The sequence below is a fragment of the Mesorhizobium mediterraneum genome (assembly GCF_002284565.1).
In the GTDB taxonomy this organism is placed as follows: Bacteria; Pseudomonadota; Alphaproteobacteria; order Rhizobiales; family Rhizobiaceae; genus Mesorhizobium; species Mesorhizobium mediterraneum.
Genome location: NZ_NPKI01000008.1, coordinates 109,808 through 133,541, shown reverse-complemented (window position 1 = coordinate 133,541; position 23,734 = coordinate 109,808). Strand labels below are relative to the sequence as shown.

Genomic DNA, 23,734 nt, shown 5'->3' with positions numbered 1-23,734 from the left:
TATGGCAGCGGCGTGTAGGGCCAGATGGCGCTACTCCGCCGTGCCTTCCTCGTATTCCGCCGACATCGACAGCCATTTTTCTTCGTGGGCGGCCAGCGTCTGGGCAAGCTGCGAGCGCTCCTTGGCCAGCTGTGTCGCCGTCGACGGGTCTTTTTCATAGACCGCCGGATTGGCGAACTCGTCCTCGATCAAGTCGATGCGCTTGCGGATGCGGTCCATCAGCGCTTCTGTGGCGCGGATCTCCTTGGCCAGCGGCTCGAAGGCCGCGCGGCGTGCGGCCGCGTCGCGGCGACGGTCGGCCTTCGAGGCTTTTTCGGCCTCGCGCTTGCCGCGGCGGTCGCCGGACACGCCGGTGACCAGCGTCTTGTAGTCCTCGAGATCGCCGTCATAGGGATTGACCGCGCCGTCCTTGACCAGCCACAGCCGGTCGGCCGTCGCCTCGAGCAGATGGCGGTCGTGCGAAATCAGGATGACGGCGCCGGGAAATTCGTTCAGCGCATGGATCAGCGATTCACGGCTGTCGATATCAAGATGGTTGGTCGGTTCGTCGAGGATGAACAGGTTTGGTCCTTCGAAGGCCGACAAGCCCATCAAGAGCCGCGCCTTCTCGCCGCCGGACAGGTCCTTGGCGGCGGTGTTCATCTTCTCGGTGGTCAGGCCGAACTGGGCGACACGGCCGCGCACCTTCGATTCCGGTGCTTCCGGCATCAGCCGGCGGACATGCTCATAGGCGTTTTCGTTCGGTCGGAGGTCGTCGAGCTGATGCTGGGCAAAGATCGCCACTTTCAGGCCGGGCGCCACCGTCATGGTGCCGCTCTCCTGCTTCAGCCGGCCCGACAGCAATTTGGCAAAGGTCGACTTGCCGTTGCCGTTGGCGCCGAGCAGCGCGATGCGGTCGTCGGCATCGATGCGCAGCGTCATCTTCTTCAGGATCGGCTCACCCTCGACATAGCCGACATTCACATTGTTCAGCGCAATGATCGGCGAGGCCACGGTCTTCACCGGCTCGGGGAAGGAGAACGGCCGCACGTTGTCGTTCACAATCGCGGCGATCGGCTTCATCTTTTCCAGCGCCTTGATACGCGACTGCGCTTGTCTCGCCTTAGAGGCCTTGGCCCGGAAGCGCTCGACGAAGGACTCCATGTGCTTGCGCGCGGCTTCCTGCTTGACCCTGCCCTTCTCCTGGAGCTCGCGCTGCTCGGTGTATTGGCGCTCGAACTGGTCGTAGCCGCCACGCCAGAAGGTCAGCTTCTTCTGGTCGAGATGGACGATCGAGTTGACGGCGCGGTTAAGCAGGTCGCGATCGTGCGAGATCAGAAGCACGGTGTGCGGATATTTCGACACGTAGTTTTCCAGCCACAGCGTGCCTTCGAGGTCGAGATAGTTGGTCGGCTCGTCGAGCAGCAGCAGATCGGGCTCGGCAAACAGCACTGCCGCCAGCGCCACCCGCATGCGCCAGCCGCCGGAGAAGGACGAGGCCGGCCGCCGCTGGGCGTCGTCATCAAAGCCGAGGCCGGCGAGGATGGTGGCGGCGCGCGACTCGGCCGAATGCGCGTCGATGTCGGCCAGCCGCATGTGGATGTCGGCGATGCGGTGCGGATCGGTCGCCGTCTTTTCTTCTTCGAGCAATGCGGAGCGTTCAAGGTCGGCCTTGAGCACGATCTCGATCAGCGGCTCCTCGGTGCCGGGCGCTTCCTGCGCCACCTGGCCGATGCGCGTGTTCTTCGGCAGGCTGATCGAGCCGGTCTCGGAGGCGAGATCGCCGGTGATCGCCTTGAACAAGGTGGTCTTGCCGGTGCCGTTACGGCCGACAAGCCCTGCCTTGCTGCCGGCCGGCAAGGTCAGCGAGGCATGGTCGAGAAGCAGGCGTCCGGCCATACGGAGCGAAAGGTCGTTAATGATCAGCATGGCCGCGCTTTTGCACGGGACGTCGGCGCTTCGCAAGACCTTGAGCGCCGGTTGGTCGCATAAGGCATGAAAATGGCCGGCGGCGGCAGGTTGCCTGATGCCGCAGGAGGGGAAGACGATCGATCCAATCGCCGGCCTCGCCGGATCAGAGGGCCGACTCTGAATTGGGCCGGGAACCTGCAGCGACGGCGCGTCGCCTGGCGAGCATCGACTACTCGCATCCGAAAGTTGCGCATTTGTCAGTTAATTGCCGTGCAACGCGGTCGTCTTCAGCGATCGCACCATGACGCAAGGGCAAGACTCAGCTATGTCTAGGTGTGCGGCGGACCTGATACCCGCCTGGCCGGCGCCATCTCCTCCCAAGCGGCGCCGGCCATTTTTTCCCGCAGCGTTCACTGTGCCGGCGGTGTGCCGGGTTGATCACCGCCTGACGTCGATTTGGGTGCAGGGTCGACCTGCGGGATTTGATCGACGGTGCCAGGGGCCTTCGTCGGCGGGATATTGTTGTCGCAAGCCGCCACAGCCAGGGCTGCGGCTAAAGCCAGCAAGATTGAGAGCTTATTCATCGCAACCTCCTGTCACCGGGCAAACGAGACGGTGCCGATTTGGTTGCACGCTCAGACAGAGCTCGGGGCGTTTGGAGAACGGGGGAACAAAAAGCCGCCTCTTCGGTTGGTCCACACCAATGGAGAAAATCATGATCCGTCTGCTCATAGCCGGGGCCGCCGTCTACGTGGCCTACCGCATAGTCAGGGAAATCGTCGACGAGGTGCCCGACGACTTCGATCCGCTGTTGCTGCCGCCTCCCGATGACGACAAGTCGCTGCGGCGGCAGTCGGCGGCGATGGGCGTAGAGCCAGAGCGCTAGATCGAGTTCATCGGCTGGTGCGTCAATAGGGTCGGCGCGTCGATCGCAACTCTCACGTCGAAACCGTTGCGAACAAAGCAGAAACGATGCTTGATGGGCAATGAACCTCGCTGCCCGTGATTCGACCTTCCGGCCTGCCTATCTCGCGAAGCTGAATGCCGAGCAGTGCCTTGCCGTCGAGCATGGCGACGGCAAGGTCGCCGGGCCGTTGCTGGTGATCGCCGGGGCCGGCTCCGGCAAGACCAGCACGCTGGCGCATCGCGTCGCGCATCTGATCGTCAGGGGCGCCGATCCCAGGCGCATCCTTTTGATGACGTTTTCGCGTCGCGCCGCATCGGAAATGGCCAAGCGGGTCGAGCGGATCGCCGGCGAGGTGCTCGGTCGCGATGCATCCGTCATCACCGATGCTCTCACCTGGGCCGGCACATTCCACGGCATCGGCGCCAGGCTGCTGCGCGACTACGCGCTGGAGATCGGCCTCGATCCGGCCTTCACCATCCACGACCGCGAGGATTCGGCCGATCTGATGAACCTTATCAGGCACGAGCTCGGCTTCTCGAAGACGGAAGGCCGTTTTCCGACCAAGGGCACGTGCCTGGCGATCTATTCGCGCGCCGTCAACGCGCAGGCGCCGCTTGGCGAGGTTCTGGGTTCGGTGTTTCCCTGGTGCGCGGGGTGGGCAGAACAGCTTAAGGCGCTGTTCGCCCGATATGTCGAGGCCAAGCAGGCGCAGAACGTGCTCGATTACGACGACCTGCTGCTCTACTGGGCGCAGATGGGGGGCGAGCCGGAGATATCGGCGCATCTGGGTGGGCGCTTCGACCATGTTCTGGTCGACGAATACCAGGACACCAACCGGCTGCAGGCCTCGATCCTCACGGCACTCAAGCCGGACGGATCCGGGCTGACGGTGGTCGGCGACGATGCGCAGTCGATCTACTCGTTTCGCGCGGCGGAAGTGCGCAACATCCTCGACTTCCCAAAACAGTTCGCGCGGCCGGCCGAGATCGTCATGCTTGAGCGCAACTACCGCTCGACCGAGACCGTCCTGGCCGCCGCCAATGCGGTGATCGGCGAGGCCTCGGAGCGCTTTACCAAGAACCTATGGACGGAGCGTAAATCGGCCGAAAAGCCGAAGCTGGTCAGCGTTCGCGACGAGGCCGAGCAGGCGAGTTACGTCTGCCAGGCGATCCTGACCGAGCGCGAGGCCGGCACGGCGCTGAAGGCGCAGGCCGTGCTGTTTCGCGCCTCGCACCACAGCGGGCCGCTGGAGATCGAGTTGACGCGCCGCAACATCCCGTTCGTCAAATTCGGCGGGCTGAAATTCCTCGACGCCGCCCATGTCAAGGACGTGCTGGCGGTGCTGCGCTTCGCCGAAAACCCGCGCGACCGCGTCGCCGGTTTTCGCGTGCTGCAGCTCTTGCCCGGCATCGGCCCTTCGGCAGCTTCGCAGATCGTCGACACCATGGCCACGTCGCTCGACGAAGCGATGGGTCTGGCGCGCTACCGGCCGCCGCAACGCGCCGCCGACGACTGGCAGGGTTTCGTCACGCTGTTCTCGCAGCTTCGCACCGGGTCGGGAAAATGGCCTGTTGATCTCGAACAGGTCAGGCTCTGGTATGAGCCGCATCTCGACCGCATCCACGAGGACGCAACGACGCGCCGGGCCGATATTCTGCAGCTCGAGCAGATCGCCTCGGGCTATGCCTCGCGCGAGCGTTTCCTCACCGAGCTGACGCTCGATCCGCCGGATGCAACCAGCGACGAGGCCGGACCGCCGCATCGCGACGAGGACTATTTGATCCTGTCGACCATCCATTCGGCCAAGGGCCAGGAATGGAAGAACGTCTTCGTGCTCAACACCGTAGACGGCTGCATCCCGATCGACCTCGCCGTCGGCTCGAAGGAGGATATCGACGAGGAGCGCCGCCTGCTCTACGTGGCGATGACGCGGGCCAAGGACGGCCTGCATCTGGTCATGCCGCAGCGCTTCTTCGTCCACGGCCAGGCGGCGCGTGGCGATCGCCACGTTTACGCCTCGCGCACCCGCTTCATCCCAGCCTCGATCCTCGGTGCCTTCGAACAGACATCATGGGCGAGCGTCCAGGCCAAGGACGATCCGCGTCGCCAGCCGCAAGTGCGCGTCGACCTCGGCGCCCGCATGCGTGACATGTGGAAGTAGGCCGCCTCTTCGGCACGGCGCTCATGCCACTGAGCTTGGTGGCGAAAATCAAATCTCGGCAACATGGAACCTGATGCCGCAATCCGCGTTTCTGGGCGTCCGACCCAGATCGGAGAGCGGCGTCCGCCGTCACCTCCGCCCAATACGAGAGGCCAGAATGCACGACACGATGCCCTTCACCCCGGTCGCCGTTACCGTCGGCGCCGGCCATAAGCGCATGATCGCTTCGCTCTTCGACATGCATGAGTTCCTGACCGAGTTCCCGCCATCGCGACGACGCCTGAGCTATGGCGCGGCGGTGAAGGCCTGCGAGGCAGCACGCGCCGGCGAGATCTCGCCGGAAGCGGCACGCGATGCCTTGATCACCTTCGCGGTGACGGCAGGCATTCTCTGGCCTTCGGCGCAGCCGGCGGTCTCAGTCAAGCCGGTCGCCCGAGGCCAGGGCGGATACGCCGCCTGACGCCTGGCTAGAGTCTTTCACGTTTTGACGGAAGCGTACCCGGCGTTTGCGAAGTAGTTCTTGCATTCGCCGGGTTCGATCGTTGCGACGAGATGGCCGATGTGTCGCCAAGTGTCCTCGATGGTGCGTTTCTGAGCCTGACGCATCCAGTGTTTGATCTTGGCGAAGGCCTGCTCGATCGGGTTGAGGTCCGGAGAGTAGGGCGGCAGATACCAAAGCCTGGCGCCGGCAGCCTTGATCATCTGCCTGATGGCCGCCGACTTATGACTTCCCAGATTATCCATGACGACGATGTCGCCGGGCTTTAGCACGGCGATGAGCTGCTGCTCGACATAGGCGCGGAAGCATTGACCGTTGATCGGGCCGTCGAAGACACAAGGTGCCGCGAGCCGATCGCAGCGCAGCGCGCCGAGGAAGGTCAATGTGCGCCAGTGGCCGTGCGGAGCCAGGCCGCGCAGCCGTTTGCCCTTCGGCCCCCAACCTCGCAGCGGAGCCATGTTGGTCTTGATCCAGGTCTCATCGATGAAGACCAGGCACTGCGGATCGAGGTTGGCCTGCCAGGATCGCCATCGTTGGCGCCTGCGGGCGATATCAGCACGCGCCTGCTCAAGGGCGAACAGCGTTTTTTTTGAAGCTCAGGCCCTCGCGGCGCAGGAACAGCCACACCGCATTGTGCGAGACCTTGACTCCGCGCCCGGCCAACTCATCCTTCAGACCGTGCAGCGTCAGATGCGGCGTCTCGCGCATACGCGCCTCGATGAAGGCACGGTGCGGCTCCAGCACCCTCTTGCGATGTCCGCCCATCTTGCCCGGTGCCACCGAGCCGGTTGCCTCATGGCGCTGCAACAGCTTCACCGCCGCCGAAGCCGAAATGCCGAACCGTTTGGCGGCAGACCGGCGGCTTTCACCACTCAAAACCGCCGCCACCACCCGCTCGCGAAGATCATTGGAAAGGGGTCGAGTCATCAGATGCTGGCCTCCACTCCAGCCAGCATCTTGAATCACAAAACCCACAAATCTAGAATCCCCTTCGATTCCATCAAGCCGTGAACCGCTCTAGGCCTCCTTTGCGAGCGTGACCCGTCGAGATGCTGCACATCTTCGACGGGTTTTACTTTCAATCGATCATGATCGATCCGGATGATCCCAAATCAGGCGTAGGCGCGCCCCTCGTCGCTACGCTGGAACAGCGTCAGGTCGAGTGACACCGAAGGCCGGCCCAGAACGGTTAGGATCGTGTGCGCCTGGCCGCGGTGATGGGTCTGGTGGTTGAAGAAATGATCGAGCGCCGGCGCCAATCTCTGCGACACGGTGCGCATGTCAGAGACGGTCATGTAGGAGAAGCGGCCGGACAAAGCCTTGTCGCTCAACGCCCCGACCCAGTCGATGATCCTCTTGTCTTCGGCCTCGCGCGCCAGCCGCAAGCCCGGCAAGGCGCGGTGCAGGATCGTGTCGAGCCTGGCCGGCGCGTCGCCCTCGCCGGTAAACCGCCTCATCCAGATGCGGTCGGCGGTCAGAACATGGTTGAGCGTGCCCATTATCGAGCCGAAGAAAGCACCGACATTACGGTGGAATTCTTCGTCGTCGAGATCGGCCGCGGCATCGTAGATGCGGCTATTGGCCCACTGATTGTAGGCCGCAAACATCATGAAGTGCTGTCTCATCTTTTTCTCCCGACCCGCAAGACCCCGTTCCGGGTGCCTACCGCATCGGCCCAAAAATCGGTACCGTTTTTCGGAAAAAACACGATGCGTAGATTCAAAAACGCTAGAGCATACTTTGTGCATCCACGTGGACGCACCTCGTTCTAGTAGACCGCAAGGAAGCCGCCGCCAATGACCATTCTGCTCTATGACCTCGTCGGACGCGATGCTGCCCGTCCGTTCAGCCCGCATTGCTGGAAGGCGGCGATGGCGCTCGCCCACAAAGGGCTCGACGTCTCAACCGTGCCGACACGCTTTCTCGAAGTGCCCACTGTCGAAGGCGGCGTTTCAAAGCTCGTTCCGGTGATCCGCGACGGCCAGAAGGTGGTCGCCGATTCCTTCGCCATCGCGCTCTATCTCGACGAGGCCTATCCTGAGCGGCCGACATTGTTTTCCGGCGACGGCGGCAAGGCGATGGCGCGGTTCATCGAACGCTGGTCGCAACTGACCATCCACCCCTATGTCACCACTGCGGCGATCATGGACCTCCACGCCATGCAGGACGAGGCGAACGCCGCCTATTTCCGCCAGAGCCGCGAGCAGCGCTTCGGCAAGAGGCTGGAAGAGGTGATGGCGGCGCGAGACACCGGCCTAGACGCCTTCCGCGCCTCGCTGGAGCCGTTGCGCTCGACGCTCGCCTATCAGCCGTTCATCGGCGGCCAATCACCGCTGTTTGCCGACTACATCGTCTTCGGCGCGCTGCAATGGGCGCGCATCGCCTCGCCCTACCGGTTGCTCGACGACAGCGATGCGGTGGCGCAGTGGCTAGAGCGCTGCCTCGATCTGCATGACGGCCTCGGCCGCAAGGTGGCGGCGGCTGTATAGGGGAATACGGGAATAGGGGAGTAGGGCAGTAGGGCAGTAGGTATGCGCGTCGCCGTGACTTCCCTTACTACCTTACTACCTTACTACCTTACTGCCTTACTGCCTTACTGCCTTACTGCCTTACTGCCTTACTGCCCTATTCCCCTACTCCCCTACTGCCCTATTCCCCTACTCCCTCCCAAAGGCAACACGACACCATGACGTCAGGCCCGCAATTCCCGGAAGATTTTCGCGCCCAGCTGGTCGACCTCTTCCGGTGGCGGCGGGACGTCAGGCGATTCAAGCCAACGCCGCTTCCCGAAGGCGCGCTGGAGCGGCTGCTTGATGTTGCCAGCATTGCGCCCTCGGTCGGGCTGAGCCAGCCCTGGCGTTTCGTCATGGTCGAGAGTGCGGAATGCCGTGCCGCCGTCAGGGCCTGCTTTGAGCACTGCAATGCGGAGGCGCTCGCATTGTTCGGCGGCGAACGCGCCGCGCTCTATGCGCGCCTGAAGCTCGCCGGGCTGAACGAGGCGCCTTGTCAATTCGCGGTTTTCGCCGATCGCGCGACAGAACAGGGGCATGGCCTCGGCCGCCTGACCATGCCCGCGACCATCGAGTATTCGGCGGTGATGGCGATCCATACCTTTTGGCTGGCGGCGCGCGCCGAAGGAATAGGCATGGGATGGGTCTCGATCCTCGATCCGGCCGAGATGGCGACGATCCTCGACGCGCCGCCCGAGTGGACGCTGATCGGCTACTTCTGCGTCGGCTACCCCTGCGAGAACCACAGCGTGCCGGAGCTGGAACGGGAGGGCTGGGAGGTCCGGCGCGCTTCGACCATCATAACGCGCTGACTGAGCACCTCCCCTGTCGAGCACCTCCCCTTGGCAACAAGCCGGGCGGCTTGTATAGAGCCCGCCACCCTCAATTCCATTCTCCATCACAAGGACGACCCCATGGCGCTCGAACGCACATTTTCCATGATCAAGCCGGACGCGACCCGGCGCAATCTCACCGGCGCCATCACCCAGATGCTCGAAGAAGCCGGCCTGCGCGTCGTCGCCTCGCGCCGGGTGTGGATGAGCCGCCGCGAGGCGGAAGGTTTTTATGCCGTCCACAAGGAGCGGCCGTTCTTCGGCGAGCTGGTCGAGTCCATGTCGTCGGGCCCGACCGTCGTGCAGGTGCTGGAAGGCGAGAACGCCATTGCCAAAAACCGCGACGTGATGGGCGCCACCAACCCGGCCAACGCCGCCGAAGGCACCATCCGCAAGGTGCACGCGCTGTCGATCGGCGAGAATTCGGTACACGGCTCCGACGCGCCGGAAACCGCCGCGCAGGAAATCAAATACTGGTTCTCGGACACCGAGATCGTCGGCTGAGCTGATAGTCCAGATCAACATGTCATATGAAAAAAGGCCAGCGCAATGCTGGCCTTTTTTCGTTGCGGCGATCCAGCACCGGAGGCAGGGGCCGACACCTCCAACTGCGCATGATGCTCAAAAACCGAAACCGGTTTTTTGAGCGATCAGGTCGCGGCATTGAAGCGCAGGATGACGCGATCGTCCTTGTCGACGATGATGAGCTTGCCGGCGTCGACGTGATATGATGCCGCCTTGGCCAGCGCCTCGAACAGCGCCTTTTCCTCGGCCATGACGTCGGACGCGCAGGCCTTAAAGGTCGAACCGATGTCACTGATGGCGATGGTCGAACCATCGACTTTTGCGGTGGCGAAGTAGACGTTGCAAGGGCCGCTGCCGCCGGCCTTGCCGGCCTCGTCGATCCTGAACGTCGCCTGCGGCTCGGCGATCACACCAATGCCGTCGATATATTCGATCAGCCAGCTCTGCCCGAATACCGGGGCCGATGCCGGTTTTTCGCTCACCATCTTCAGCATGATGGTCTGCGGCGCGTTGCTCAGCGGATCGACCTGGTGGCGCGTATCGGAGATGAACAACAGCCTGTCGTCGACGGTGATGCGCGCCTGCAGCGCATAGGTCATGCCAGGCCGGATCACCTGGGGATCAAAGCTGATCTCGAACTTGATCGGCACCTGGCCGGCCGGCGCGACCTTATGCTCGCCGATGACAGTGGCTGGCGCATCGGCGAGCGAGACATCGGCAAGCTGCACGGAAAGCACGGCGTTGGGCGGCAGCGCGATGCGCTCGCGATACATCACCTCGCCCTTCAGGGTCCTCTCGGCAGCAACGGACAACTCAGGCACCACCAGTATACCAACGACCAGCGGCATGACACCGAAGATGAAGAACTCGGCGATCCTGCCCAGCATGATCCTGCTCCCCATAGCGCACCAAACTGGTCGGAAGGTCTCGCAGGATTGCGGTGGTTCCGTGGCGCCCACACGGACTATTCGCACGACGGTGCGTTCCGGCGGCTTGCGGGCTTGTCGTCGGTCTCTTTTGGCGTGACCGGCAAAATTTTGCTTGAGCCAGGCCCCTCGCGATCACGAAGTCGTGTTCCCAAAAGATGTAACACAGCGAGCCTCGGGACCGAACTGACCAATGCGCGCTTGAGGAACGGCGCGCTCAACAACCCAACCGGAGGTGAAATCATGTCAACAAGATCAACCGTGAGCGCGGCATTTCTGGCCGGCGCCGTTGCCACGGCTCTTGCTTCTTTTGCGACAGCCGCGCCGCTGTCCGAGGCAGAGGTCAAGGCAGCGATGGATGCCGGCAAGGAGAAGTGCTTTGGCGTCGCCCTGAAGGGGCAGAACGACTGCGCAGCAGGACCTGGCACGACCTGCCAAGGCACCTCGACTGTCGATTACCAGGGCAACGCCTGGAAGTTTGTCGATGGCGGCACCTGCACGACGATGGACCTGCCCGGCGACCGCAAGGGCTCGCCCACGGAGCTGACCCGCGACATCCCGTCCTAAGCAATGCAACCTGCCCGGAAAGCGGAGACGAAGATGTACGGTCTGGCCATTCACCCAACGTCGCGCATGTCGAAAACCTCGCGCTTTCCGGCGCACCGGGTCGCCGGCCTTGCCGGCACCAGTTTCAAGCATGAACATCTACCCGCGATCCTCGGCGACGACCCAAAAGACGGTTTCTTCGAGGTCCACGCCGAAAACTACATGGGCGCCGGCGGCCCGCCGCACGATGCGCTGACAAAGATCCGCCGCGACTATCCCGTTTCACTGCACGGGGTGTGCATGTCGATTGGCGGGCCGCGGCCGCTCGACAAAGCCCATCTCGGTCGTTTCAAGGCGCTCGTCGACCGCTATGAGCCGGCGCTCGTTTCCGAGCATCTCGCCTGGTCGACCCACGACACCACCTATTACAACGATCTGCTTCCCCTGCCCTATACGCCGGCAACGGTTTCGCGCGTGGCGGATCACATCGATGAAGTGCAGGGAGCGATCGGCCGCCCGATCCTGCTCGAGAACCCCTCGACCTACGTCCTTTTTCCGGAAGCGACGATGAGCGAGACGGATTTCATCCGCGAGCTGGTGCGGCGTACCGGTTGCGGCTTGCTGCTCGACATCAACAACGTCTTCGTTTCGGCCACCAATCACGGCTACTCAGCGCTTTCCTACCTCGCGGATTTCCCGCTCGATCATGTCGGCGAAATCCATCTGGCCGGGCACGCCGAGCAGGAGGATGACGAGGGCGATCTGCTGCTCATCGACAGCCATGACGGCCCGGTCGCCGACGCGGTCTGGACGCTTTTCGATATCGTTATCGGCCGATGCGGGCCGCTGCCGACGCTGATCGAATGGGACAGCGACATTCCCGAGTGGCCGGTGCTCAAGGCGGAAGCCGTCGCCGCCCAAGCGATCCTCGACCGTCATGCCGACAGCTTGTTCGGAAAAGCCCATGCCGCAGGATGAGCTCCAATCGGGCGATCTCGGCCGCCGGTTCGACTATGCCGCGGCATTCACCGCCGGTTTGCTCGATCCTGACCGTGCCCCGCCTGGCGCTGTCTCGGGGCCAAACGGCAAAGCTGCGGTCAAGCGATATGCCGTCTACCGCAACAACGTCACGGTCAGTCTGATCGATGCGCTGGCCGCCAGCTTTCCGGCGACGATGCGCATCACCGGCCCGGACTTCTTTCGCGCGATGGCGCGCTTTCATGTTCGCGAAACGCCGCCCACCTCGCCGCTTCTGTTCGAATACGGCCGCGACTTTCCCGATTTCATCGAGTGCTACGAATACGCGCAATCGATGCCGTGGCTGGCCGATGTGGCGCGCCTGGAGCGGGCTTGGCTCGATGCCTATCATGCCGCTGACGCGGAACCGTTGGCTTCCGGAGCACTGGCGTCGATCCCGCCCGAGCGACTGGCCGATACCGTGTTCGTGCCGCACCCGGCAACGCGCGCCATATGCTCGCGCTATCCGGTCGTGACGATCTTTGCGACAAACCGGAGCGACGGTCCTGTCGGGCGGATCGAGGCGGGCGGCCCTGAAGATGCCCTGGTCACGCGGCCCGGCCTCGAAGTCTATGTTCGCCACCTGCCGCCCGGCGGCGCAGTTTTCTTGGATCGTCTCATGACGGGCGAGCCGCTCGGCGCGGCGGCCGCGGCGGCATTTGCGGAGCGTGCCGAATTCGATCTTTCCGCCAACATTGCCGGACTGCTGCAAGCGGGCGCCTTCACAGCGGCACACCAGGGAGGGTGACCATGACGAACCATGGGCAGAACGCCAGCACCGAGCCGCGAGGGATCGCCGCCCTCGTCGAGAGGGTGAATAGAGCCCTTCGCACGAGTGCCACACCGTCGCTGACGCAGCTCGTCCTGCGCTGCGCACTCGCCGTCCCGTTCTGGCGGTCGGGCATCAACAAATGGGACGGTGTTTTGCAGCTGAATGACGTCGCAGTGCTGCTTTTCAGCTCGGAACTCAAGCTGCATCTGCCCGGCGGCCCTTACGATTTCCCCGCACCTGGGCTGGTGGCGTTCGTCTCAGGATCGGCGGAAATCCTGCTGCCAATTCTTCTTGTCCTCGGCCTGGCGACACGACTGGCGGCATTCGGCCTGCTGCTGATGACGCTGGTCATACAGCTCACCGTGCCGGACGGCTGGCCGCTGCACATCACCTGGGCGGCGATGGCGCTTGGCATCATGGCGTGGGGACCCGGCCGGATTGCGCTCGATCACTGGATCGGCGCCGACAAGGGCTGATGGGCTTCCACGCCTCTGGCGGTGACGCGAAGCATCAATTTCGTTTCGGCACGGCCTGCTTCCAGCGGCTTGCGGCCTCGTCGTCGGCCTCCTTGGCTTCGACCCAGCCGCCTTGCGAGCCGTCGGTGTGGTGTTCCTTCTTCCAGAACGGCGCGCGCGATTTCAGGTAATCCATCAGGAAATTCGCCGCCTCGAACGCCGCCTGCCGGTGCGCGGAGGCTGCGACCACCAGCACGATGTTTTCGCCCGGCGCGATCCTGCCATGGCGATGGATGGCGGTGAGGCCCTGCAGCGGCCACCGGGCGACCGCCTCGGCGGCGATGCGGCCGATCTCGGCCTCGGCCATGCCGGGATAGTGCTCGAGCTCGAGTGCCGCGAGCCTGCCCGCCTCATCGCGGCAGAGACCCGAGAAAGTCACCACGGCGCCGATGTCGGCGCGGCCTTGCGTCATCTTGATGATCTCGGCGGCGACATCGAAATCCTCCGCCTGGATACGCACCGTCGGCACGACCGCGCCAGGCATTTCAGCCACCCGTCATCGGCGGGAACAGCGCGATCTCGCGCGCGCCTGATATCTTCTCGCGGTGCTCGACATGTTCCTGGTTGATGGCGACGCGGATCACATCAGGATATTGCAGCGCGTGCTCGTACTCCTCGCCGCGCGATTTCAGCCAGCGCAGCAGGTCGGCTACGGTCTCGATGCCGGCGGGCAATTCGACATCCTCTTCCGGCTTGCCGATCCGCTCGCGCACCCAGGCGAAATAAATGAGCTTCGTCGACATCCTACTCGTCCATGATGTGCTTGAGGCCGGCGCGGAAATAGTCGTAGCCGGTATAAAGCGTGACTAAGGCGGCGATCCACAACAGCACCAGCCCGGTCTGCGTGGTCAGCGGGAAGATCTTGTCGCCGGCAGGTCCCGCCAGCAGGAAGGCGATGGCGACCATCTGGATGGCGGTCTTCCACTTTGCCAGCTGCGTCACCGGCACCGAGACCTTCAGCGCCGCCAGATATTCGCGCAGGCCCGAGACCAGGATCTCGCGGCACAGGATGATGATCGCCGCCCACAGCGACCAGCCGGCGATGCCGGCATGGCGATCGGTGTCGGCCGCCAGCAGCAGCAGGCAAGTAGCGACCAGCAACTTGTCGGCGATCGGGTCGAGCATCTTGCCGATATTCGAGGTCTGCTGCCAGGCGCGCGCCAGATAGCCGTCGAGATAGTCGGTGATCGAGGCGAGCAGGAAAATGATCAGCGCCGACCAGCGGGCGAAGTCGCTCGACTTCAGATGCCCTTCGAGAAAAAAACACAGCACAACCAGCGGCACCGCAAGGATGCGGGCGTAGGTGAGCATGTTGGGCAGGTTGAATGCGCGCTGGGCCATATTTTTGGGAACTCTTTCTGCCTGCGTACTCAAATCAGAAGCGAATGTGGGGGGTCAACAGGCGATAGTCGATGGACCAACCGAAAATAGCAATCCATCAACTCTCGTGAAAATGGTTGTAGACCAGCTTCGCCACCTGCTCGGATATACCATCGACCTTGACCAAATCCTCGATCGCGGCGCGGCTAACCGCCTTGGCGGTGCCGAAATGCATGAGCAGCGCACGCTTGCGGCCGGGACCGATGCCGCTGATCTCGTCGAGCGGGCTCTTGACCATCTCCTTCTTGCGGCGGGCGCGGTGCGAGCCGATGGCGAAGCGGTGAACCTCGTCGCGCAGCCGCTGGACGAAGTAGAGCACCGGATCACGAACTGGGAGCGAAAACGAATCCCTGCCCCTGACGAAGAAGCGTTCGCGGCCGGCGTCACGGTCCTGTCCCTTGGCGATGCCGATTGCCACGACACGGTCCTCGATGCCGAGATCGGCGAGTACTTTTCGCACCGCCGTCATCTGGCCCTGGCCGCCGTCGATGAGGATGACGTCGGGCCAGGCCGGGAAACCGCTGGTGTCCTCGATGTCGTCCTCCTGATCACTCGGGGCGGCGTCGTCCGCCGGCAGTTCGCTCTGCGGCACATCGCCATGTTCCTTCAGCAGCCGCGAAAAACGCCGCTCCATCACCTCGCGCATCATGCCGAAATCGTCTCCCGGCGTGATCTCGGTCGAGCGGATGTTGAATTTCCGGTACTGGTTTTTGACAAAGCCTTCCGACCCGGCGACGACCATGGCGCCGACGGCATTGGTGCCCATGATGTGCGAGTTGTCGTAGACCTCGATGCGCGCCGGCGGCTTTTTCAGGCCGAAGGTCTCGGCGAAGCCAGTGAGCAGCCGCCCTTGCGTCGAGGTTTCGGCCAGTCGGCGGCCGAGCGCCTCGCGGGCATTCTGCAGTGCGTTGTCAGTCAAATCCTTCTTCTCGCCGCGCTGCGGCACCGAGATCGCCACCTTGCGACCCGCGCGGGTGGAGAGAGCCTCCGCCAGCAATTCCTGGTCCTCGACACCATGCGACAACAGGATGGCGCGCGGCGTCGGCTTGTCGTCATAGAATTGCGCCAGGAACGAGCCCAGCACTTCCGATCCCTCCAGCGCCGGATCGGCCTTGGGGAAATAGGCGCGGTTGCCCCAGTTCTGGCCGGTGCGGAAGAAGAACACCTGGATGCAGACCTGGCCGCCTTCCTGGTGGATGGCGAAGACATCGGCCTCGTCGACGGTCTGCGGGTTGATGCCCTGGTGGCTCTGCACATGCGACAGCGCCGCCAGCCGGTCGCGATAGATGGCGGCCCTCTCGAAATCAAGATTTTCCGAGGCCTGCTGCATGGCGGCGGAGATATCGGTCTTCACCTTCTGGCTGCGGCCGGAGAGGAAGTCCTTCGCCTCGGCGACCAGCCTGGCATAGTCGCCATGCGAGATTTCGCCGGTGCACGGGCCGGCGCAGCGCTTGATCTGGAACAGCAGGCAAGGCCGGGTGCGGTTCTCGTAGAAGGAGTTGGTGCAGCTCCTGAGCAGGAAGGCGCGCTGCAGCGAATTGATGGTGCGGCCGACCGCGCCGGCCGAGGCGAAGGGGCCGAAATAGTCGCCCTTGCGCGAACGCGCGCCGCGATGCTTGTAGATGCCGGGCGAGACATGATCGCCGGTCAGCAGGATATAGGGGAACGACTTGTCGTCCCGCATCAGAACATTGAAGCGCGGCCGCAAGCGCTTGATAAGGTTGGCTTCCAACAGCAGCGCTTCGATCTCGGTGCGGGTGACGACGAATTCCATCGTCGACGTCTCGCGCACCATCCGGCCGATGCGGCTGGTGTGGAAACGGCCTTGCGCGTAATTGGTCACCCGTTTCTTCAGGCTGCGGGCTTTGCCGACGTAGAGCACGTCGCCTGCGGCATTCATCATGCGGTAGACGCCGGGCGCGTTGGGCAGCCGTTTGACCAGTGTCTGGATGACTTCGGCGCCGACCATGCCGTCGGCATCGCCGGCATGCGGCGTCCAATCGATGGCGGTGAAGGCGACATCCGGGCCGCCGGAACCGGGAGCTGACGGCTCGACGCTCTCCTCCGTCGCCTCGTCCTCGATGTCGATATCGGGGGGCAGGTCGTCGGCGGCGCTGCCTCGTTTGTGTTTCTGGTCCATGGGACTCATTCGACAATGCCTGTCACATCCGGCGTCTGCCATGCAAGGTGCTGGCCGCCGTCGAGCGCTATCATCTGGCCGGTGACCGAGCGCGCGCCCCAGAGATAGCGGATGGTGGCGCCGAATTCAGGCAATTCCGGGCCGCGCTTCAGGATCAGGCCGTCGACCTGAGCGGCAAAATCGCTGTCGTCCTGGCGCGCGCTCTTCAGCGTCGGGCCGGGACCGATGGCGTTAACGCGAATGCGGGGTCCCAGCGCCTGCGCCATCATCTGCGTCTCTGTCCACAATATCGATTTCGACAGCGCATAGGAGAAATAGCGTGGCGTCGGGCGCCAGACGCGCTGGTCGATCATATTGACGATCAGCCCTTCCTGGCCTTCCGGCAGCGCGCGGGCGAACTTTTGCGCCAAAAGTGCCGGCGCCTTCACATGGATGGCGAAGTGACGGTCCCAGGCAAGCCAGTCGAAGTCCTGAACCGTATCGTCCACGAACAGCGAGGCATTGTTGACCAGCAGTGTAACAGGTCCGAGCGCGGCTTCGGCGCGGCCGACCAGGTCGCCGACCGCGGCCATATCGGTCAGGTCGGCGGCGACCACAGCGGCGCGGCCATCCTGGCCAAAATGGCCGTCATTGATCCGCGCGGCCAGGGCTTCCGCCTCGGCCCGCGAGCGGTTGCAATGGATGGCGACGGCAAAACCGTTCGCGGCAAGATCCTCGACGATAGCCTTGCCGATCCGCTTGCCCCCGCCCGTCACCAGTGCCGTTCCAGCGGCCTTGCTCATCCTGTCAATCCTCAATGGCCTCGATTTCAGCCCGACGGCGAAATATGGCCGGCCAAGCGTTAAATGCCGTTCGTACCTTGGGCAGCATTGTGGCAAAGCGGCCGGATCGGTCTTTCGCAACTGGCCGGGGACTCGGCCGCCAGACCGCAATATAGGGTGCTGGACTCCTTGCTCCAAGCCGTGTTCAGCGCAGCATTGCAAAGCCTCCTGACACCATCTGTTGCGCAGATGCAACGTCAAAGTTCGGCCTCATTCGTGCCCGGTAATGACCCAAGTTCAGGTTCGCTTCAGCCGTATTTCGACACGACATTCGGAACCGTTGAGCGCCAGATCCGTTTCTCCCCCCGGCGGGTTGAGGGCGCTCGTGAAAAGCAAGCCTGTGCCTGTGGCTTAAGGAGTAAAGAACAATGCAAGCCAATCTTAAATTTGCGCGACCGCTGGCGGTGGCGTTCGGGCTTTTCGCCCTCGGCGGAACCGCCTATGCTGCTGACGTGATCTCGGAAGAGCCGCCGGCACCCGCCCCGATCGCCGAACTTCCCGTCGCATCCTGGGCCGGTCCCTATGCCGGTGTGAGCGTCGGCTACGGCTTCAGCGGCCATGCCGATGCCACGGATGCCGGCGTCGACGTCGGCACCGACGGTTTTGTCGGCGGCGTCTTCGGCGGCTATCAGTGGCAGCAGGACAACTTCGTGTACGGTGCTGAAGCCGATATCGGCTATAGCGGCATCGAGGGCGACGACGCTGGCATCGAGGCTAAAGGCGGCTTCGAAGGCTCGCTGCGCGCCCGCCTCGGCTACGCCGTCACCCCGGAGATCCTGCTCTACGGCACCGCCGGCGGCGCGCTGAAGAACCAGGAGATCGAAGCCGCTGGCGTCAGCGACGAAAACACCATGCTCGGCTGGACGGCCGGCGTCGGCACCGACATCAAGATCACCGACAATGTGTTCGGCCGTGTCGAGTATCGCTACACCGACTTCGGCGACAAGGACTTTGACGGTGTTGGCAAGGTCAAGTCCAGCGACAACCGCGTCACCTTCGGCGTCGGTATGAAGTTCTAAGTCGTCCAAGCCACGACACGAAAAAGCCGGGCCTCGTGCCCGGCTTTTTTTTGCCCGGCGCCTGCCTTGCCGCCGATACGTCACCTTGCGGTGCGAGGGCATCTTGCCTGTCGACGCAACCACGCATGATCTCGAGGTCAGCGTCGGGCCAGCATTCGGTCGATCAAGACCAGGGCTTCGGCTGCTGCGACAAAACCGAGAGCGATCACGACGGCATTTGACATCGCCCCGACCCAGCCATTCGCGGGCACATCTATGAACGGGTAAGCGTATTTCCCTTCAGCGGCGCCACGAGCCAGGGCATAGGCTAGATACACCAGGGGATAGAGCGCCCAGAGAAGCGGATCGCGCCACGAGAGCGTCCCCTTTCGCGTGAACAGCAGCCAGAACAATACGACAAGAACAGGGTTGAGCTGATGGAGCAGAAAGTTTGCTTCAGCGGTGGCGCCAGCCAAGGTGCGCAGCCCTTGGAGCAGCAACGCGAAAATCACGCCGACCAAGGCCATGACGGCGGCAACCCCCGCCACCAACCGTGGGTGATCGAAACGCTCCCCGAGGAATGCGGCGGCTCCGAATACGACGGCGACCAGACCGTTGGTCAGGATCGTGAAATATCCAATCAACACCCATAGCGAGCCGAATATCGAGGCGCCACCATTCATCAAGGTGCTGAGTTCAAGGCCAATGCCAGTACAAGCGGACAGACAAATGATCAGGGCAAGTAAACGACAGATCAAATCGCCACCCATCGGTCGGCAGCCCCGCTTCAGGCACTCACCCCGGAACGCAGGGTTTCAGCTCCGGGAACTTCTCGTCGAAACGCGCTGCCCAGCGGACCAGCCGGCTGCGGCCCTTTTCCCATTTTCCGGCAAAGCGCAGTGAGAGATAGCCAAGGCAGGCGCGCAGCGCCATCTGGCCGGCGGTGATCTTCTTGGGCAGCTTTGGCGGATTGGCGTTGAGCAGATCGAGCGCACCGGTTATTTTCGCCCACTGGCGGTCGAGCCAGGGTTGGTACACCATGTCTTCGGGGCGCGTGCGCCGCTCATAGACCATTGACAGCGCGCAGTCGCAGATGCCATCGGCCAGCGCTTCAAGCACTTCCGCCTCAAGGCGCTTGTCGGGATTGCGCGGAAACAGCGCGTTCTTCGACACGCGATTGAGATGCTGGGTAATGGCGCGGCTGTCGTGAATCGAACGACCGTCGTCGAGCACCAGCGTTGGAATCTTGCCGAGCGGGTTGGCGCCAATCAGCTCAGCCGGCTTGTCTTCGGTTTTTACCGGCACGAGATCGACGGCAATGCCGGCATAAAGCGCGGCCATGCGCACCTTTGAACTGTAGGGGGACGTGGCAGCGTAGAGCAGTCTGGGCATGATCGGGTTCCTGTTTGCCAGCGGGCACTGTTGACCGATCAGCTTCCGCCGATCAACGGCCAAAAGCGGGAAAACCAGCCGCCAGCAAGCAGCAGTTGTCTCAACATCGATCTAGACGCGATAAGCAGAGCAGACGTGAGCAGATCTGTCCTTCCGGGCGCAAGGAAATGCCCCACCGGACTTCGCCGTAGGGCGAAGTCCTGGGAGCTGCGAAAAGCTGTCTTCCCTCCGCCTCTGTCTGCTCGCCCGAGCACCGAACCAGCGAGCGAGGCGCCTGTCCGGCACCCGCCCTCAACTGTCCTCAGTACTGCCCTCCGCGTGCGAAGAAAGGCGATTTACTTCTTGGCCTTCGCCTTCGCAGGCGCCGCCTTCGGCTTGGCCGCAGGCGCTGCTTTCTTCACGGCTGCGGAAGACTTCGCTGCCGCCGCTTTCTTTGCGGGCGCAGCCTTCTTGGCCGGTGCAGTCTTGGCAGGTGCAGCTTTTTTCACTGCCGGCTTTGCCGCGGCCTTTGCAGCTGGCTTCTTGGCCGGAGCTGCTTTTGCCTTGGCCGGCGCAGCCTTGGCCTTGGCAGGTGCCGCTTTGGCCTTGGCAGGCGCTGCTTTCTTCACTGCCGGTTTTGCCGCGGCTTTCGCGGCCGGCTTCTTGGCCGGCGCTGCTTTTGCCTTGGCCGCGGCGGCCTTCGGCTTGGCAGCAGGTGCCGCTTTCTTCACAGCGGTTGCGACTTTCGCCGCCGCTGCTTTTACCGGTGCTTTCTTTGCCGGTGACTTCTTTGCCGGTGACTTGGATGCCGGCGCTTTGGATGACTGTTTAGCCATGTCATGCCCCTTCCGTTGTGCCGACGGCCATTAGTGACCCGGCGTGCAATGCATATCTGACTCGCGGCTTGCTAGCCAGCGAAGCATCAGCATGAATTTTGCAGTTTAAGTTTTGGTTACAGGCGACACAAGCTCGTGCTGATTTCACAAAATGCCGGTGCTGCTCTTCGACCTTTGCCGAGGGTTTGCGACAGACATTCTGCCCGCTTTACCGGAACCAATCCCGCTACGAAACGCTGAAGGTTAGCAAGCGTTTTTGCTCGTTGATCATCGACCGGCAACACCATGATGCGCTGCTTCATTGATCTCGTCGTCTTGTGCAAACGGACGGTCTACACAAGCGACAAAAGCAAAGCGCGATCCGTTCTGCGCCATGAGCTTGCCTGAGCTCTATGAGGGCAACGGCCTTCGCTCGCATCATCCCTTTTTGCTAAGATTGACAGATTACTCCATGTCGCAGAGTATTCTGCAGTATGCGGGAGAAGCGCAATGTCATTCGCGCAAGATCGAGCAGCGCTGGCCAAGATCAGTGAGACTGAACGCCGGACACCACAGCAGGCCCGATGATGGCTGCCGACGAAATCATCCACCAGAGCGTGCGGCTCAGGATCATGGCGGCGCTGAATTCTCTGGAAAGGCGCGAAGCGCTGGAATTCACCCGATTGAAGGCCATCGTCGATGCGACTGACGGCAATCTCGGCGCGCATATCGATACGCTTGCCAAGGCGGGATATATCGATGTCGAAAAGCTGTTCGTCGGACGCCGGCCGCGAACGCGCGTCAAGGCGACGTCAATTGGACGACGCGCCTTTCGCGGTCACGTCGCGTTCCTTCGCAAAATTCTCGATGAGGCGGAGCAGCCAGTTAAACGCGGTCAGCGCAGGACGCGGCAGCGGCCGTTGTAGACCATCCAGCGGTCGAAGCCCGAGACGCAGAATTCGACATTGTCACCGATCGAGGCAAAGCCCTGCCCTTCCTCGATCAGATACCAGATGGTGCGGGCGTGGCCGTCGGAGAGGCTGACGGTGGCGCCGCAATAACGGCGGCCGATCGGCCAGGTGTCATTGGCCGGGAAATAGCGGTGCTGGTGGATGCGCTGGAAATCGGTGATCTCCACATCGGGCAGATTCGGCACGTGGTGCACCTGGTAGGAGAAGCGGCTGGTGATCTTGTTCAGCACCCAGGCCTCGCCGCAAACGCCGCTGTCTTCGTCGGTATAGACGGCAAGGTCGGCCGCCTTTGCTGCCTGAGTGACAGCGAGGGATGTGCCGAGCGGCGTGCAAAGGGCGATCAGTGCGGCAAGGGCGGATTGGGCGAAGCGAGTCATGGCAGCCTCTTATGGTCGATTTGCGCGCACTGTGCGGATTCGCTTGCGCGCGGTCAAGCGGTTGTAGAGACGATGGTTTCTTAGTTTGAAATTGCCTTCAACCGAGGCAGGCGCGCGAATACCTCTGCCGCCCTATGCCGCCAGCCATTCCAGCGTCCAGTGCGCCGGCTGTTCGACCACGAGAAGCCTATGTAGCGCCGGCAGCAGCGTGCGCAATTCACCTTCCAGCGTGAACGGCGGGTTGACCACCACCATGCCGCTGCCGTCGAGGCTGGGCTCGGCCGATAGCGGCCTGATCTCGAAGCCGATGTCGAGCAGCTTCGGAATGCCCGACTGCACCAGCGCCTTCCGGAAGGCGGCGACCGCCTTGCGGTCCTTGACCGGATACCACAGCGCATAGATGCCGCCCGGCCAGCGCTTGTGCGCTTTGCGCAGCCCCTCGATCAGGCGGGCAAACTCACCCTCCGCCTCAAATGGCGGATCGACCAGCACGAGGCCACGTTTTTCCTTCGGCGGCAGATGCGCGCCGAGCGCCAGCCAGCCGTCGAGCTCGATCACCCGGGTCTGGAAATCGCCTTGGAATAGCGCCCCCAGCTTCGCCGCATCCTGGCGATGCAGTTCGATCGCCGTCAGCCGGTCCTGCTTGCGCATGAGATGACGCGCGATCAGCGGCGAGCCCGGATATTTTTTCACGCCGCCTTCGGGATTGAGCGAACGGACGGCTTCCAGATAAGGCGCCAGGAGTGCTGCCGCCGGCACATCCAATGCGGCATCGACCAGCCGGCCGATGCCGCCTTGCCATTCGCCGGTCTTTTGCGCTTCGGTCGACGACAGGTCGTAGCGGCCGATGCCGGCATGGGTGTCGATGACGCGAAACGCCTTGTCCTTCTGTTTCAGATATTCGACGAGCCGGCTCAGCACGACATGCTTGACGACATCGGCGAAGTTTCCGGCGTGATAGGCGTGGCGATAATTCACGAGCTAATTCGAGCCCCTGCCCCAGCGCGGCGGTGGCGGCTGCGAATTCGGATTTTGCGGCCGGCCGCCGCCGCCGAAACGCAGCGCCAACAGCAATCCGATCAGGCCGGCCGCCATCAGCGAAAACCCGACCGGCCGCGCCCGGCTGTCGATCTCGCCGACGCCGGAGCGCAGCAAGAGGTCCACCGCCCGCATCTCGATGCCCTCGGCGTCGCCGGCGCCAACGGTGAAGATGTAAGGGCCGGGGCTGACTGTCGGGATCAGGCCTGCCTCGTCGCGGAAGATCTTGTCCGGCAGCTGCGGGCTGACCTGGCGCGGATTTTCCGAATGGGTGAATTGCAGCGTCGAGGCGAGCACCGTCCTGCCGCCGGTGGCGGCGGTCAGCGTCAGCACGGTGCGCTGTTGCGAGACGACGATGCGTTCGGTCCTGGCGGTGAGGTCGACCAGCACCCGCACCGGCGCATCGCGAGCGGCCAGCGGCACTGTCACCGGCTTGAACCGGCCCTGTTCGTAGACCCGCCAGGTGCCGATCTCATGGCCGGAGAAATTGGTCATCGCCCAGGGATAGACGACGCCGATGCCGGTGCCGGCGAGCAGGATCAGAAGAAACAGAAAGCGCATGCGCTCAACTACCTAGCCCTCTTGTTGTTTGACCATGATCTTATCCGAAAACCGGTTCCCACTTTTTGCTTCGCTGACCTTCGGTTCGGGATCATGGTCTAGCGCCGTCGCGGGCGCGTTCCATCTCGTCCAGGACCCATGTCGAGGCCGAGATCGAATGT

The 23,734-nt window shown here is 63.1% G+C and carries 29 protein-coding genes; 12 read left to right on the top strand and 17 right to left on the bottom strand.

Annotated elements, in window-relative coordinates:
- Positions 1 to 30 precede the first annotated feature (30 nt).
- On the bottom strand, positions 31 to 1,908 hold the full coding sequence (locus CIT25_RS03890; protein ID WP_095483236.1) for an ABC-F family ATP-binding cassette domain-containing protein: 1,878 nt from the start codon (positions 1,906 to 1,908) through the stop codon (positions 31 to 33).
- A 392-nt stretch (positions 1,909 to 2,300) separates the two neighbouring features.
- Complete coding sequence (locus CIT25_RS36780) at positions 2,301 to 2,474, bottom strand: hypothetical protein (RefSeq protein ID WP_095483235.1); 174 nt, start codon at positions 2,472 to 2,474, stop codon at positions 2,301 to 2,303.
- A gap of 131 nt (positions 2,475 to 2,605) precedes the next feature.
- On the opposite strand from CIT25_RS36780, the gene CIT25_RS36775 reads away from it, so the two are divergent.
- The 3 genes from CIT25_RS36775 to CIT25_RS03870 all read left to right on the top strand — a co-directional run bounded on the left by CIT25_RS36775 (position 2,606) and on the right by CIT25_RS03870 (position 5,418).
- Positions 2,606 to 2,776, top strand: a complete 171-nt coding sequence (locus CIT25_RS36775) for a hypothetical protein (protein WP_095483309.1) — start codon at positions 2,606 to 2,608, stop codon at positions 2,774 to 2,776.
- Positions 2,777 to 2,876: 100 nt separating this feature from the next.
- Positions 2,877 to 4,958: an ATP-dependent helicase gene (locus tag CIT25_RS03875; protein ID WP_095483234.1), complete on the top strand. Its 2,082-nt coding sequence runs from the start codon at positions 2,877 to 2,879 to the stop codon at positions 4,956 to 4,958.
- Between the two features lie 157 nt (positions 4,959 to 5,115).
- Positions 5,116 to 5,418: a DUF982 domain-containing protein gene (locus CIT25_RS03870; protein WP_095483233.1), complete on the top strand. Its 303-nt coding sequence runs from the start codon at positions 5,116 to 5,118 to the stop codon at positions 5,416 to 5,418.
- Between the two features lie 17 nt (positions 5,419 to 5,435).
- Here the strand turns inward: CIT25_RS03870 and CIT25_RS03865 are convergent.
- Positions 5,436 to 6,384 (bottom strand): IS630 family transposase gene (locus CIT25_RS03865; RefSeq protein WP_095483232.1). Its coding sequence is split into 2 segments (ribosomal slippage): positions 5,436 to 6,047 and positions 6,049 to 6,384, totalling 948 coding nucleotides; the frame shifts between segments, so codons are not numbered across the junction.
- Between the two features lie 185 nt (positions 6,385 to 6,569).
- Positions 6,570 to 7,082, bottom strand: coding sequence for a DinB family protein (locus tag CIT25_RS03860; RefSeq protein WP_095483231.1), 513 nt, complete (start codon positions 7,080 to 7,082; stop codon positions 6,570 to 6,572).
- 171 nt (positions 7,083 to 7,253) lie between these two features.
- On the opposite strand from CIT25_RS03860, the gene CIT25_RS03855 reads away from it, so the two are divergent.
- The 3 genes from CIT25_RS03855 to ndk all read left to right on the top strand — a co-directional run bounded on the left by CIT25_RS03855 (position 7,254) and on the right by ndk (position 9,304).
- The gene (locus CIT25_RS03855) at positions 7,254 to 7,946 is read left to right on the top strand and encodes a glutathione S-transferase family protein (protein ID WP_095483230.1); all 693 of its coding nucleotides are present in this window, start codon (positions 7,254 to 7,256) and stop codon (positions 7,944 to 7,946) included.
- Between the two features lie 197 nt (positions 7,947 to 8,143).
- Positions 8,144 to 8,779 (top strand): 5,6-dimethylbenzimidazole synthase, encoded by a 636-nt coding sequence (gene bluB / locus CIT25_RS03850; protein ID WP_095483229.1) that lies wholly within the window; start codon positions 8,144 to 8,146, stop codon positions 8,777 to 8,779.
- Positions 8,780 to 8,881: 102 nt separating this feature from the next.
- The gene (ndk, locus tag CIT25_RS03845; protein WP_095483228.1) at positions 8,882 to 9,304 is read left to right on the top strand and encodes a nucleoside-diphosphate kinase; all 423 of its coding nucleotides are present in this window, start codon (positions 8,882 to 8,884) and stop codon (positions 9,302 to 9,304) included.
- 146 nt (positions 9,305 to 9,450) lie between these two features.
- Here ndk and CIT25_RS03840 read toward each other — a convergent pair whose 3' ends face one another.
- Entirely contained in the window at positions 9,451 to 10,212 is a 762-nt protein-coding gene (locus CIT25_RS03840) for a YbaY family lipoprotein (RefSeq protein WP_095483308.1), read from the bottom strand.
- A gap of 282 nt (positions 10,213 to 10,494) precedes the next feature.
- Between CIT25_RS03840 and CIT25_RS03835 the strand changes: the two genes are divergently transcribed.
- From CIT25_RS03835 to CIT25_RS03820, 4 genes are read left to right on the top strand one after another with little or no spacing between them, the layout of a single operon-like run.
- Positions 10,495 to 10,818, top strand: a complete 324-nt coding sequence (locus CIT25_RS03835) for a BufA1 family periplasmic bufferin-type metallophore (RefSeq protein WP_095483227.1) — start codon at positions 10,495 to 10,497, stop codon at positions 10,816 to 10,818.
- Between the two features lie 33 nt (positions 10,819 to 10,851).
- Positions 10,852 to 11,775 carry an MNIO family bufferin maturase gene (gene bufB, locus CIT25_RS03830; protein ID WP_095483226.1) on the top strand — a complete coding sequence of 308 codons (924 nt, stop codon included), beginning with the start codon at positions 10,852 to 10,854 and terminating at the stop codon, positions 11,773 to 11,775.
- A complete protein-coding gene (locus CIT25_RS03825; RefSeq protein WP_095483225.1) occupies positions 11,762 to 12,562 on the top strand; it encodes an HvfC/BufC N-terminal domain-containing protein in 801 nt (266 codons plus the stop codon). The genes bufB and CIT25_RS03825 overlap by 14 nt, the downstream gene beginning before the upstream one ends.
- A 2-nt stretch (positions 12,563 to 12,564) precedes the next feature.
- Entirely contained in the window at positions 12,565 to 13,062 is a 498-nt protein-coding gene (locus CIT25_RS03820; protein WP_095483224.1) for a DoxX family protein, read from the top strand.
- Between the two features lie 34 nt (positions 13,063 to 13,096).
- On the opposite strand, the gene CIT25_RS03815 is transcribed toward CIT25_RS03820, so the two are convergent.
- From CIT25_RS03815 to CIT25_RS03795, 5 genes are all read right to left on the bottom strand, one after another.
- Positions 13,097 to 13,585, bottom strand: a complete 489-nt coding sequence (locus CIT25_RS03815) for a molybdenum cofactor biosynthesis protein MoaE (protein ID WP_095483223.1) — start codon at positions 13,583 to 13,585, stop codon at positions 13,097 to 13,099.
- A gap of 1 nt (position 13,586) precedes the next feature.
- Complete coding sequence (gene moaD / locus CIT25_RS03810) at positions 13,587 to 13,844, bottom strand: molybdopterin converting factor subunit 1 (RefSeq protein WP_095483222.1); 258 nt, start codon at positions 13,842 to 13,844, stop codon at positions 13,587 to 13,589.
- 1 nt (position 13,845) lies between these two features.
- Positions 13,846 to 14,442 carry a CDP-diacylglycerol--glycerol-3-phosphate 3-phosphatidyltransferase gene (gene pgsA, locus CIT25_RS03805; RefSeq protein WP_095483221.1) on the bottom strand — a complete coding sequence of 199 codons (597 nt, stop codon included), beginning with the start codon at positions 14,440 to 14,442 and terminating at the stop codon, positions 13,846 to 13,848.
- A 97-nt stretch (positions 14,443 to 14,539) separates the two neighbouring features.
- A complete protein-coding gene (gene uvrC, locus CIT25_RS03800; RefSeq protein ID WP_095483220.1) occupies positions 14,540 to 16,630 on the bottom strand; it encodes an excinuclease ABC subunit UvrC in 2,091 nt (696 codons plus the stop codon).
- Complete coding sequence (locus CIT25_RS03795; protein WP_095483219.1) at positions 16,627 to 17,403, bottom strand: SDR family oxidoreductase; 777 nt, start codon at positions 17,401 to 17,403, stop codon at positions 16,627 to 16,629. The genes uvrC and CIT25_RS03795 overlap by 4 nt, the downstream gene beginning before the upstream one ends.
- A gap of 407 nt (positions 17,404 to 17,810) precedes the next feature.
- Here CIT25_RS03795 and CIT25_RS03790 point away from each other — a divergent pair, with 407 nt between their 5' ends.
- Positions 17,811 to 18,461, top strand: a complete 651-nt coding sequence (locus CIT25_RS03790; RefSeq protein ID WP_095483218.1) for an outer membrane protein — start codon at positions 17,811 to 17,813, stop codon at positions 18,459 to 18,461.
- A gap of 137 nt (positions 18,462 to 18,598) precedes the next feature.
- Here CIT25_RS03790 and CIT25_RS03785 read toward each other — a convergent pair whose 3' ends face one another.
- The 4 genes from CIT25_RS03785 to CIT25_RS36140 all read right to left on the bottom strand — a co-directional run bounded on the left by CIT25_RS03785 (position 18,599) and on the right by CIT25_RS36140 (position 20,949).
- Positions 18,599 to 19,210 (bottom strand): Pr6Pr family membrane protein, encoded by a 612-nt coding sequence (locus CIT25_RS03785; protein WP_206072913.1) that lies wholly within the window; start codon positions 19,208 to 19,210, stop codon positions 18,599 to 18,601.
- 25 nt (positions 19,211 to 19,235) lie between these two features.
- The gene (locus CIT25_RS03780; protein ID WP_095483306.1) at positions 19,236 to 19,832 is read right to left on the bottom strand and encodes a glutathione S-transferase; all 597 of its coding nucleotides are present in this window, start codon (positions 19,830 to 19,832) and stop codon (positions 19,236 to 19,238) included.
- A gap of 335 nt (positions 19,833 to 20,167) precedes the next feature.
- Complete coding sequence (locus tag CIT25_RS03775; RefSeq protein WP_095483217.1) at positions 20,168 to 20,647, bottom strand: histone; 480 nt, start codon at positions 20,645 to 20,647, stop codon at positions 20,168 to 20,170.
- A gap of 116 nt (positions 20,648 to 20,763) precedes the next feature.
- Positions 20,764 to 20,949: a hypothetical protein gene (locus tag CIT25_RS36140; protein ID WP_158302506.1), complete on the bottom strand. Its 186-nt coding sequence runs from the start codon at positions 20,947 to 20,949 to the stop codon at positions 20,764 to 20,766.
- 261 nt (positions 20,950 to 21,210) lie between these two features.
- Between CIT25_RS36140 and CIT25_RS03770 the strand changes: the two genes are divergently transcribed.
- Positions 21,211 to 21,552, top strand: a complete 342-nt coding sequence (locus CIT25_RS03770) for a transcriptional regulator (protein WP_167391031.1) — start codon at positions 21,211 to 21,213, stop codon at positions 21,550 to 21,552.
- Here the strand turns inward: CIT25_RS03770 and CIT25_RS03765 are convergent.
- The 3 genes from CIT25_RS03765 to CIT25_RS03755 all read right to left on the bottom strand — a co-directional run bounded on the left by CIT25_RS03765 (position 21,522) and on the right by CIT25_RS03755 (position 23,573).
- Entirely contained in the window at positions 21,522 to 21,974 is a 453-nt protein-coding gene (locus CIT25_RS03765) for a hypothetical protein (protein WP_095483215.1), read from the bottom strand. The two genes, CIT25_RS03770 and CIT25_RS03765, sit on opposite strands and share 31 nt — an antisense overlap.
- A gap of 132 nt (positions 21,975 to 22,106) precedes the next feature.
- Positions 22,107 to 22,952, bottom strand: coding sequence for a 23S rRNA (adenine(2030)-N(6))-methyltransferase RlmJ (locus CIT25_RS03760; RefSeq protein WP_095483214.1), 846 nt, complete (start codon positions 22,950 to 22,952; stop codon positions 22,107 to 22,109).
- A gap of 3 nt (positions 22,953 to 22,955) precedes the next feature.
- Positions 22,956 to 23,573, bottom strand: coding sequence for a hypothetical protein (locus tag CIT25_RS03755; RefSeq protein WP_095483213.1), 618 nt, complete (start codon positions 23,571 to 23,573; stop codon positions 22,956 to 22,958).
- Positions 23,574 to 23,734 lie beyond the last annotated feature (161 nt).

What these genes read in the sequence shown, in the direction of transcription:
- CIT25_RS36775 (WP_095483309.1), top strand. Translation starts at nt 2,606, where the DNA reads ATGATCCGTCTGCTCATAGCCGGGGCCGCCGTCTACGTGGCCTACCGC.
- ndk (WP_095483228.1), top strand. Translation starts at nt 8,882, where the DNA reads ATGGCGCTCGAACGCACATTTTCCATGATCAAGCCGGACGCGACCCGG.
- CIT25_RS03835 (WP_095483227.1), top strand. Translation starts at nt 10,495, where the DNA reads ATGTCAACAAGATCAACCGTGAGCGCGGCATTTCTGGCCGGCGCCGTT.
- CIT25_RS03875 (WP_095483234.1), top strand. Translation starts at nt 2,877, where the DNA reads ATGAACCTCGCTGCCCGTGATTCGACCTTCCGGCCTGCCTATCTCGCG.
- CIT25_RS03855 (WP_095483230.1), top strand. Translation starts at nt 7,254, where the DNA reads ATGACCATTCTGCTCTATGACCTCGTCGGACGCGATGCTGCCCGTCCG.
- bufB (WP_095483226.1), top strand. Translation starts at nt 10,852, where the DNA reads ATGTACGGTCTGGCCATTCACCCAACGTCGCGCATGTCGAAAACCTCG.
- CIT25_RS03755 (WP_095483213.1), bottom strand. Translation starts at nt 23,573, where the DNA reads ATGCGCTTTCTGTTTCTTCTGATCCTGCTCGCCGGCACCGGCATCGGC.
- pgsA (WP_095483221.1), bottom strand. Translation starts at nt 14,442, where the DNA reads ATGGCCCAGCGCGCATTCAACCTGCCCAACATGCTCACCTACGCCCGC.
- CIT25_RS03825 (WP_095483225.1), top strand. Translation starts at nt 11,762, where the DNA reads ATGCCGCAGGATGAGCTCCAATCGGGCGATCTCGGCCGCCGGTTCGAC.
- CIT25_RS03815 (WP_095483223.1), bottom strand. Translation starts at nt 13,585, where the DNA reads ATGCCTGGCGCGGTCGTGCCGACGGTGCGTATCCAGGCGGAGGATTTC.
- moaD (WP_095483222.1), bottom strand. Translation starts at nt 13,844, where the DNA reads ATGTCGACGAAGCTCATTTATTTCGCCTGGGTGCGCGAGCGGATCGGC.
- CIT25_RS36780 (WP_095483235.1), bottom strand. Translation starts at nt 2,474, where the DNA reads ATGAATAAGCTCTCAATCTTGCTGGCTTTAGCCGCAGCCCTGGCTGTG.
- CIT25_RS03890 (WP_095483236.1), bottom strand. Translation starts at nt 1,908, where the DNA reads ATGCTGATCATTAACGACCTTTCGCTCCGTATGGCCGGACGCCTGCTT.
- CIT25_RS03765 (WP_095483215.1), bottom strand. Translation starts at nt 21,974, where the DNA reads ATGACTCGCTTCGCCCAATCCGCCCTTGCCGCACTGATCGCCCTTTGC.
- bluB (WP_095483229.1), top strand. Translation starts at nt 8,144, where the DNA reads ATGACGTCAGGCCCGCAATTCCCGGAAGATTTTCGCGCCCAGCTGGTC.
- CIT25_RS03790 (WP_095483218.1), top strand. Translation starts at nt 17,811, where the DNA reads ATGCAAGCCAATCTTAAATTTGCGCGACCGCTGGCGGTGGCGTTCGGG.
- CIT25_RS03840 (WP_095483308.1), bottom strand. Translation starts at nt 10,212, where the DNA reads ATGCTGGGCAGGATCGCCGAGTTCTTCATCTTCGGTGTCATGCCGCTG.
- CIT25_RS03770 (WP_167391031.1), top strand. Translation starts at nt 21,211, where the DNA reads ATGATGGCTGCCGACGAAATCATCCACCAGAGCGTGCGGCTCAGGATC.
- CIT25_RS03870 (WP_095483233.1), top strand. Translation starts at nt 5,116, where the DNA reads ATGCACGACACGATGCCCTTCACCCCGGTCGCCGTTACCGTCGGCGCC.
- uvrC (WP_095483220.1), bottom strand. Translation starts at nt 16,630, where the DNA reads ATGAGTCCCATGGACCAGAAACACAAACGAGGCAGCGCCGCCGACGAC.
- CIT25_RS03785 (WP_206072913.1), bottom strand. Translation starts at nt 19,210, where the DNA reads ATGGGTGGCGATTTGATCTGTCGTTTACTTGCCCTGATCATTTGTCTG.
- CIT25_RS03860 (WP_095483231.1), bottom strand. Translation starts at nt 7,082, where the DNA reads ATGAGACAGCACTTCATGATGTTTGCGGCCTACAATCAGTGGGCCAAT.
- CIT25_RS03780 (WP_095483306.1), bottom strand. Translation starts at nt 19,832, where the DNA reads ATGCCCAGACTGCTCTACGCTGCCACGTCCCCCTACAGTTCAAAGGTG.
- CIT25_RS03775 (WP_095483217.1), bottom strand. Translation starts at nt 20,647, where the DNA reads ATGGCTAAACAGTCATCCAAAGCGCCGGCATCCAAGTCACCGGCAAAG.
- CIT25_RS03795 (WP_095483219.1), bottom strand. Translation starts at nt 17,403, where the DNA reads ATGAGCAAGGCCGCTGGAACGGCACTGGTGACGGGCGGGGGCAAGCGG.
- CIT25_RS03820 (WP_095483224.1), top strand. Translation starts at nt 12,565, where the DNA reads ATGACGAACCATGGGCAGAACGCCAGCACCGAGCCGCGAGGGATCGCC.
- CIT25_RS36140 (WP_158302506.1), bottom strand. Translation starts at nt 20,949, where the DNA reads ATGAAGCAGCGCATCATGGTGTTGCCGGTCGATGATCAACGAGCAAAA.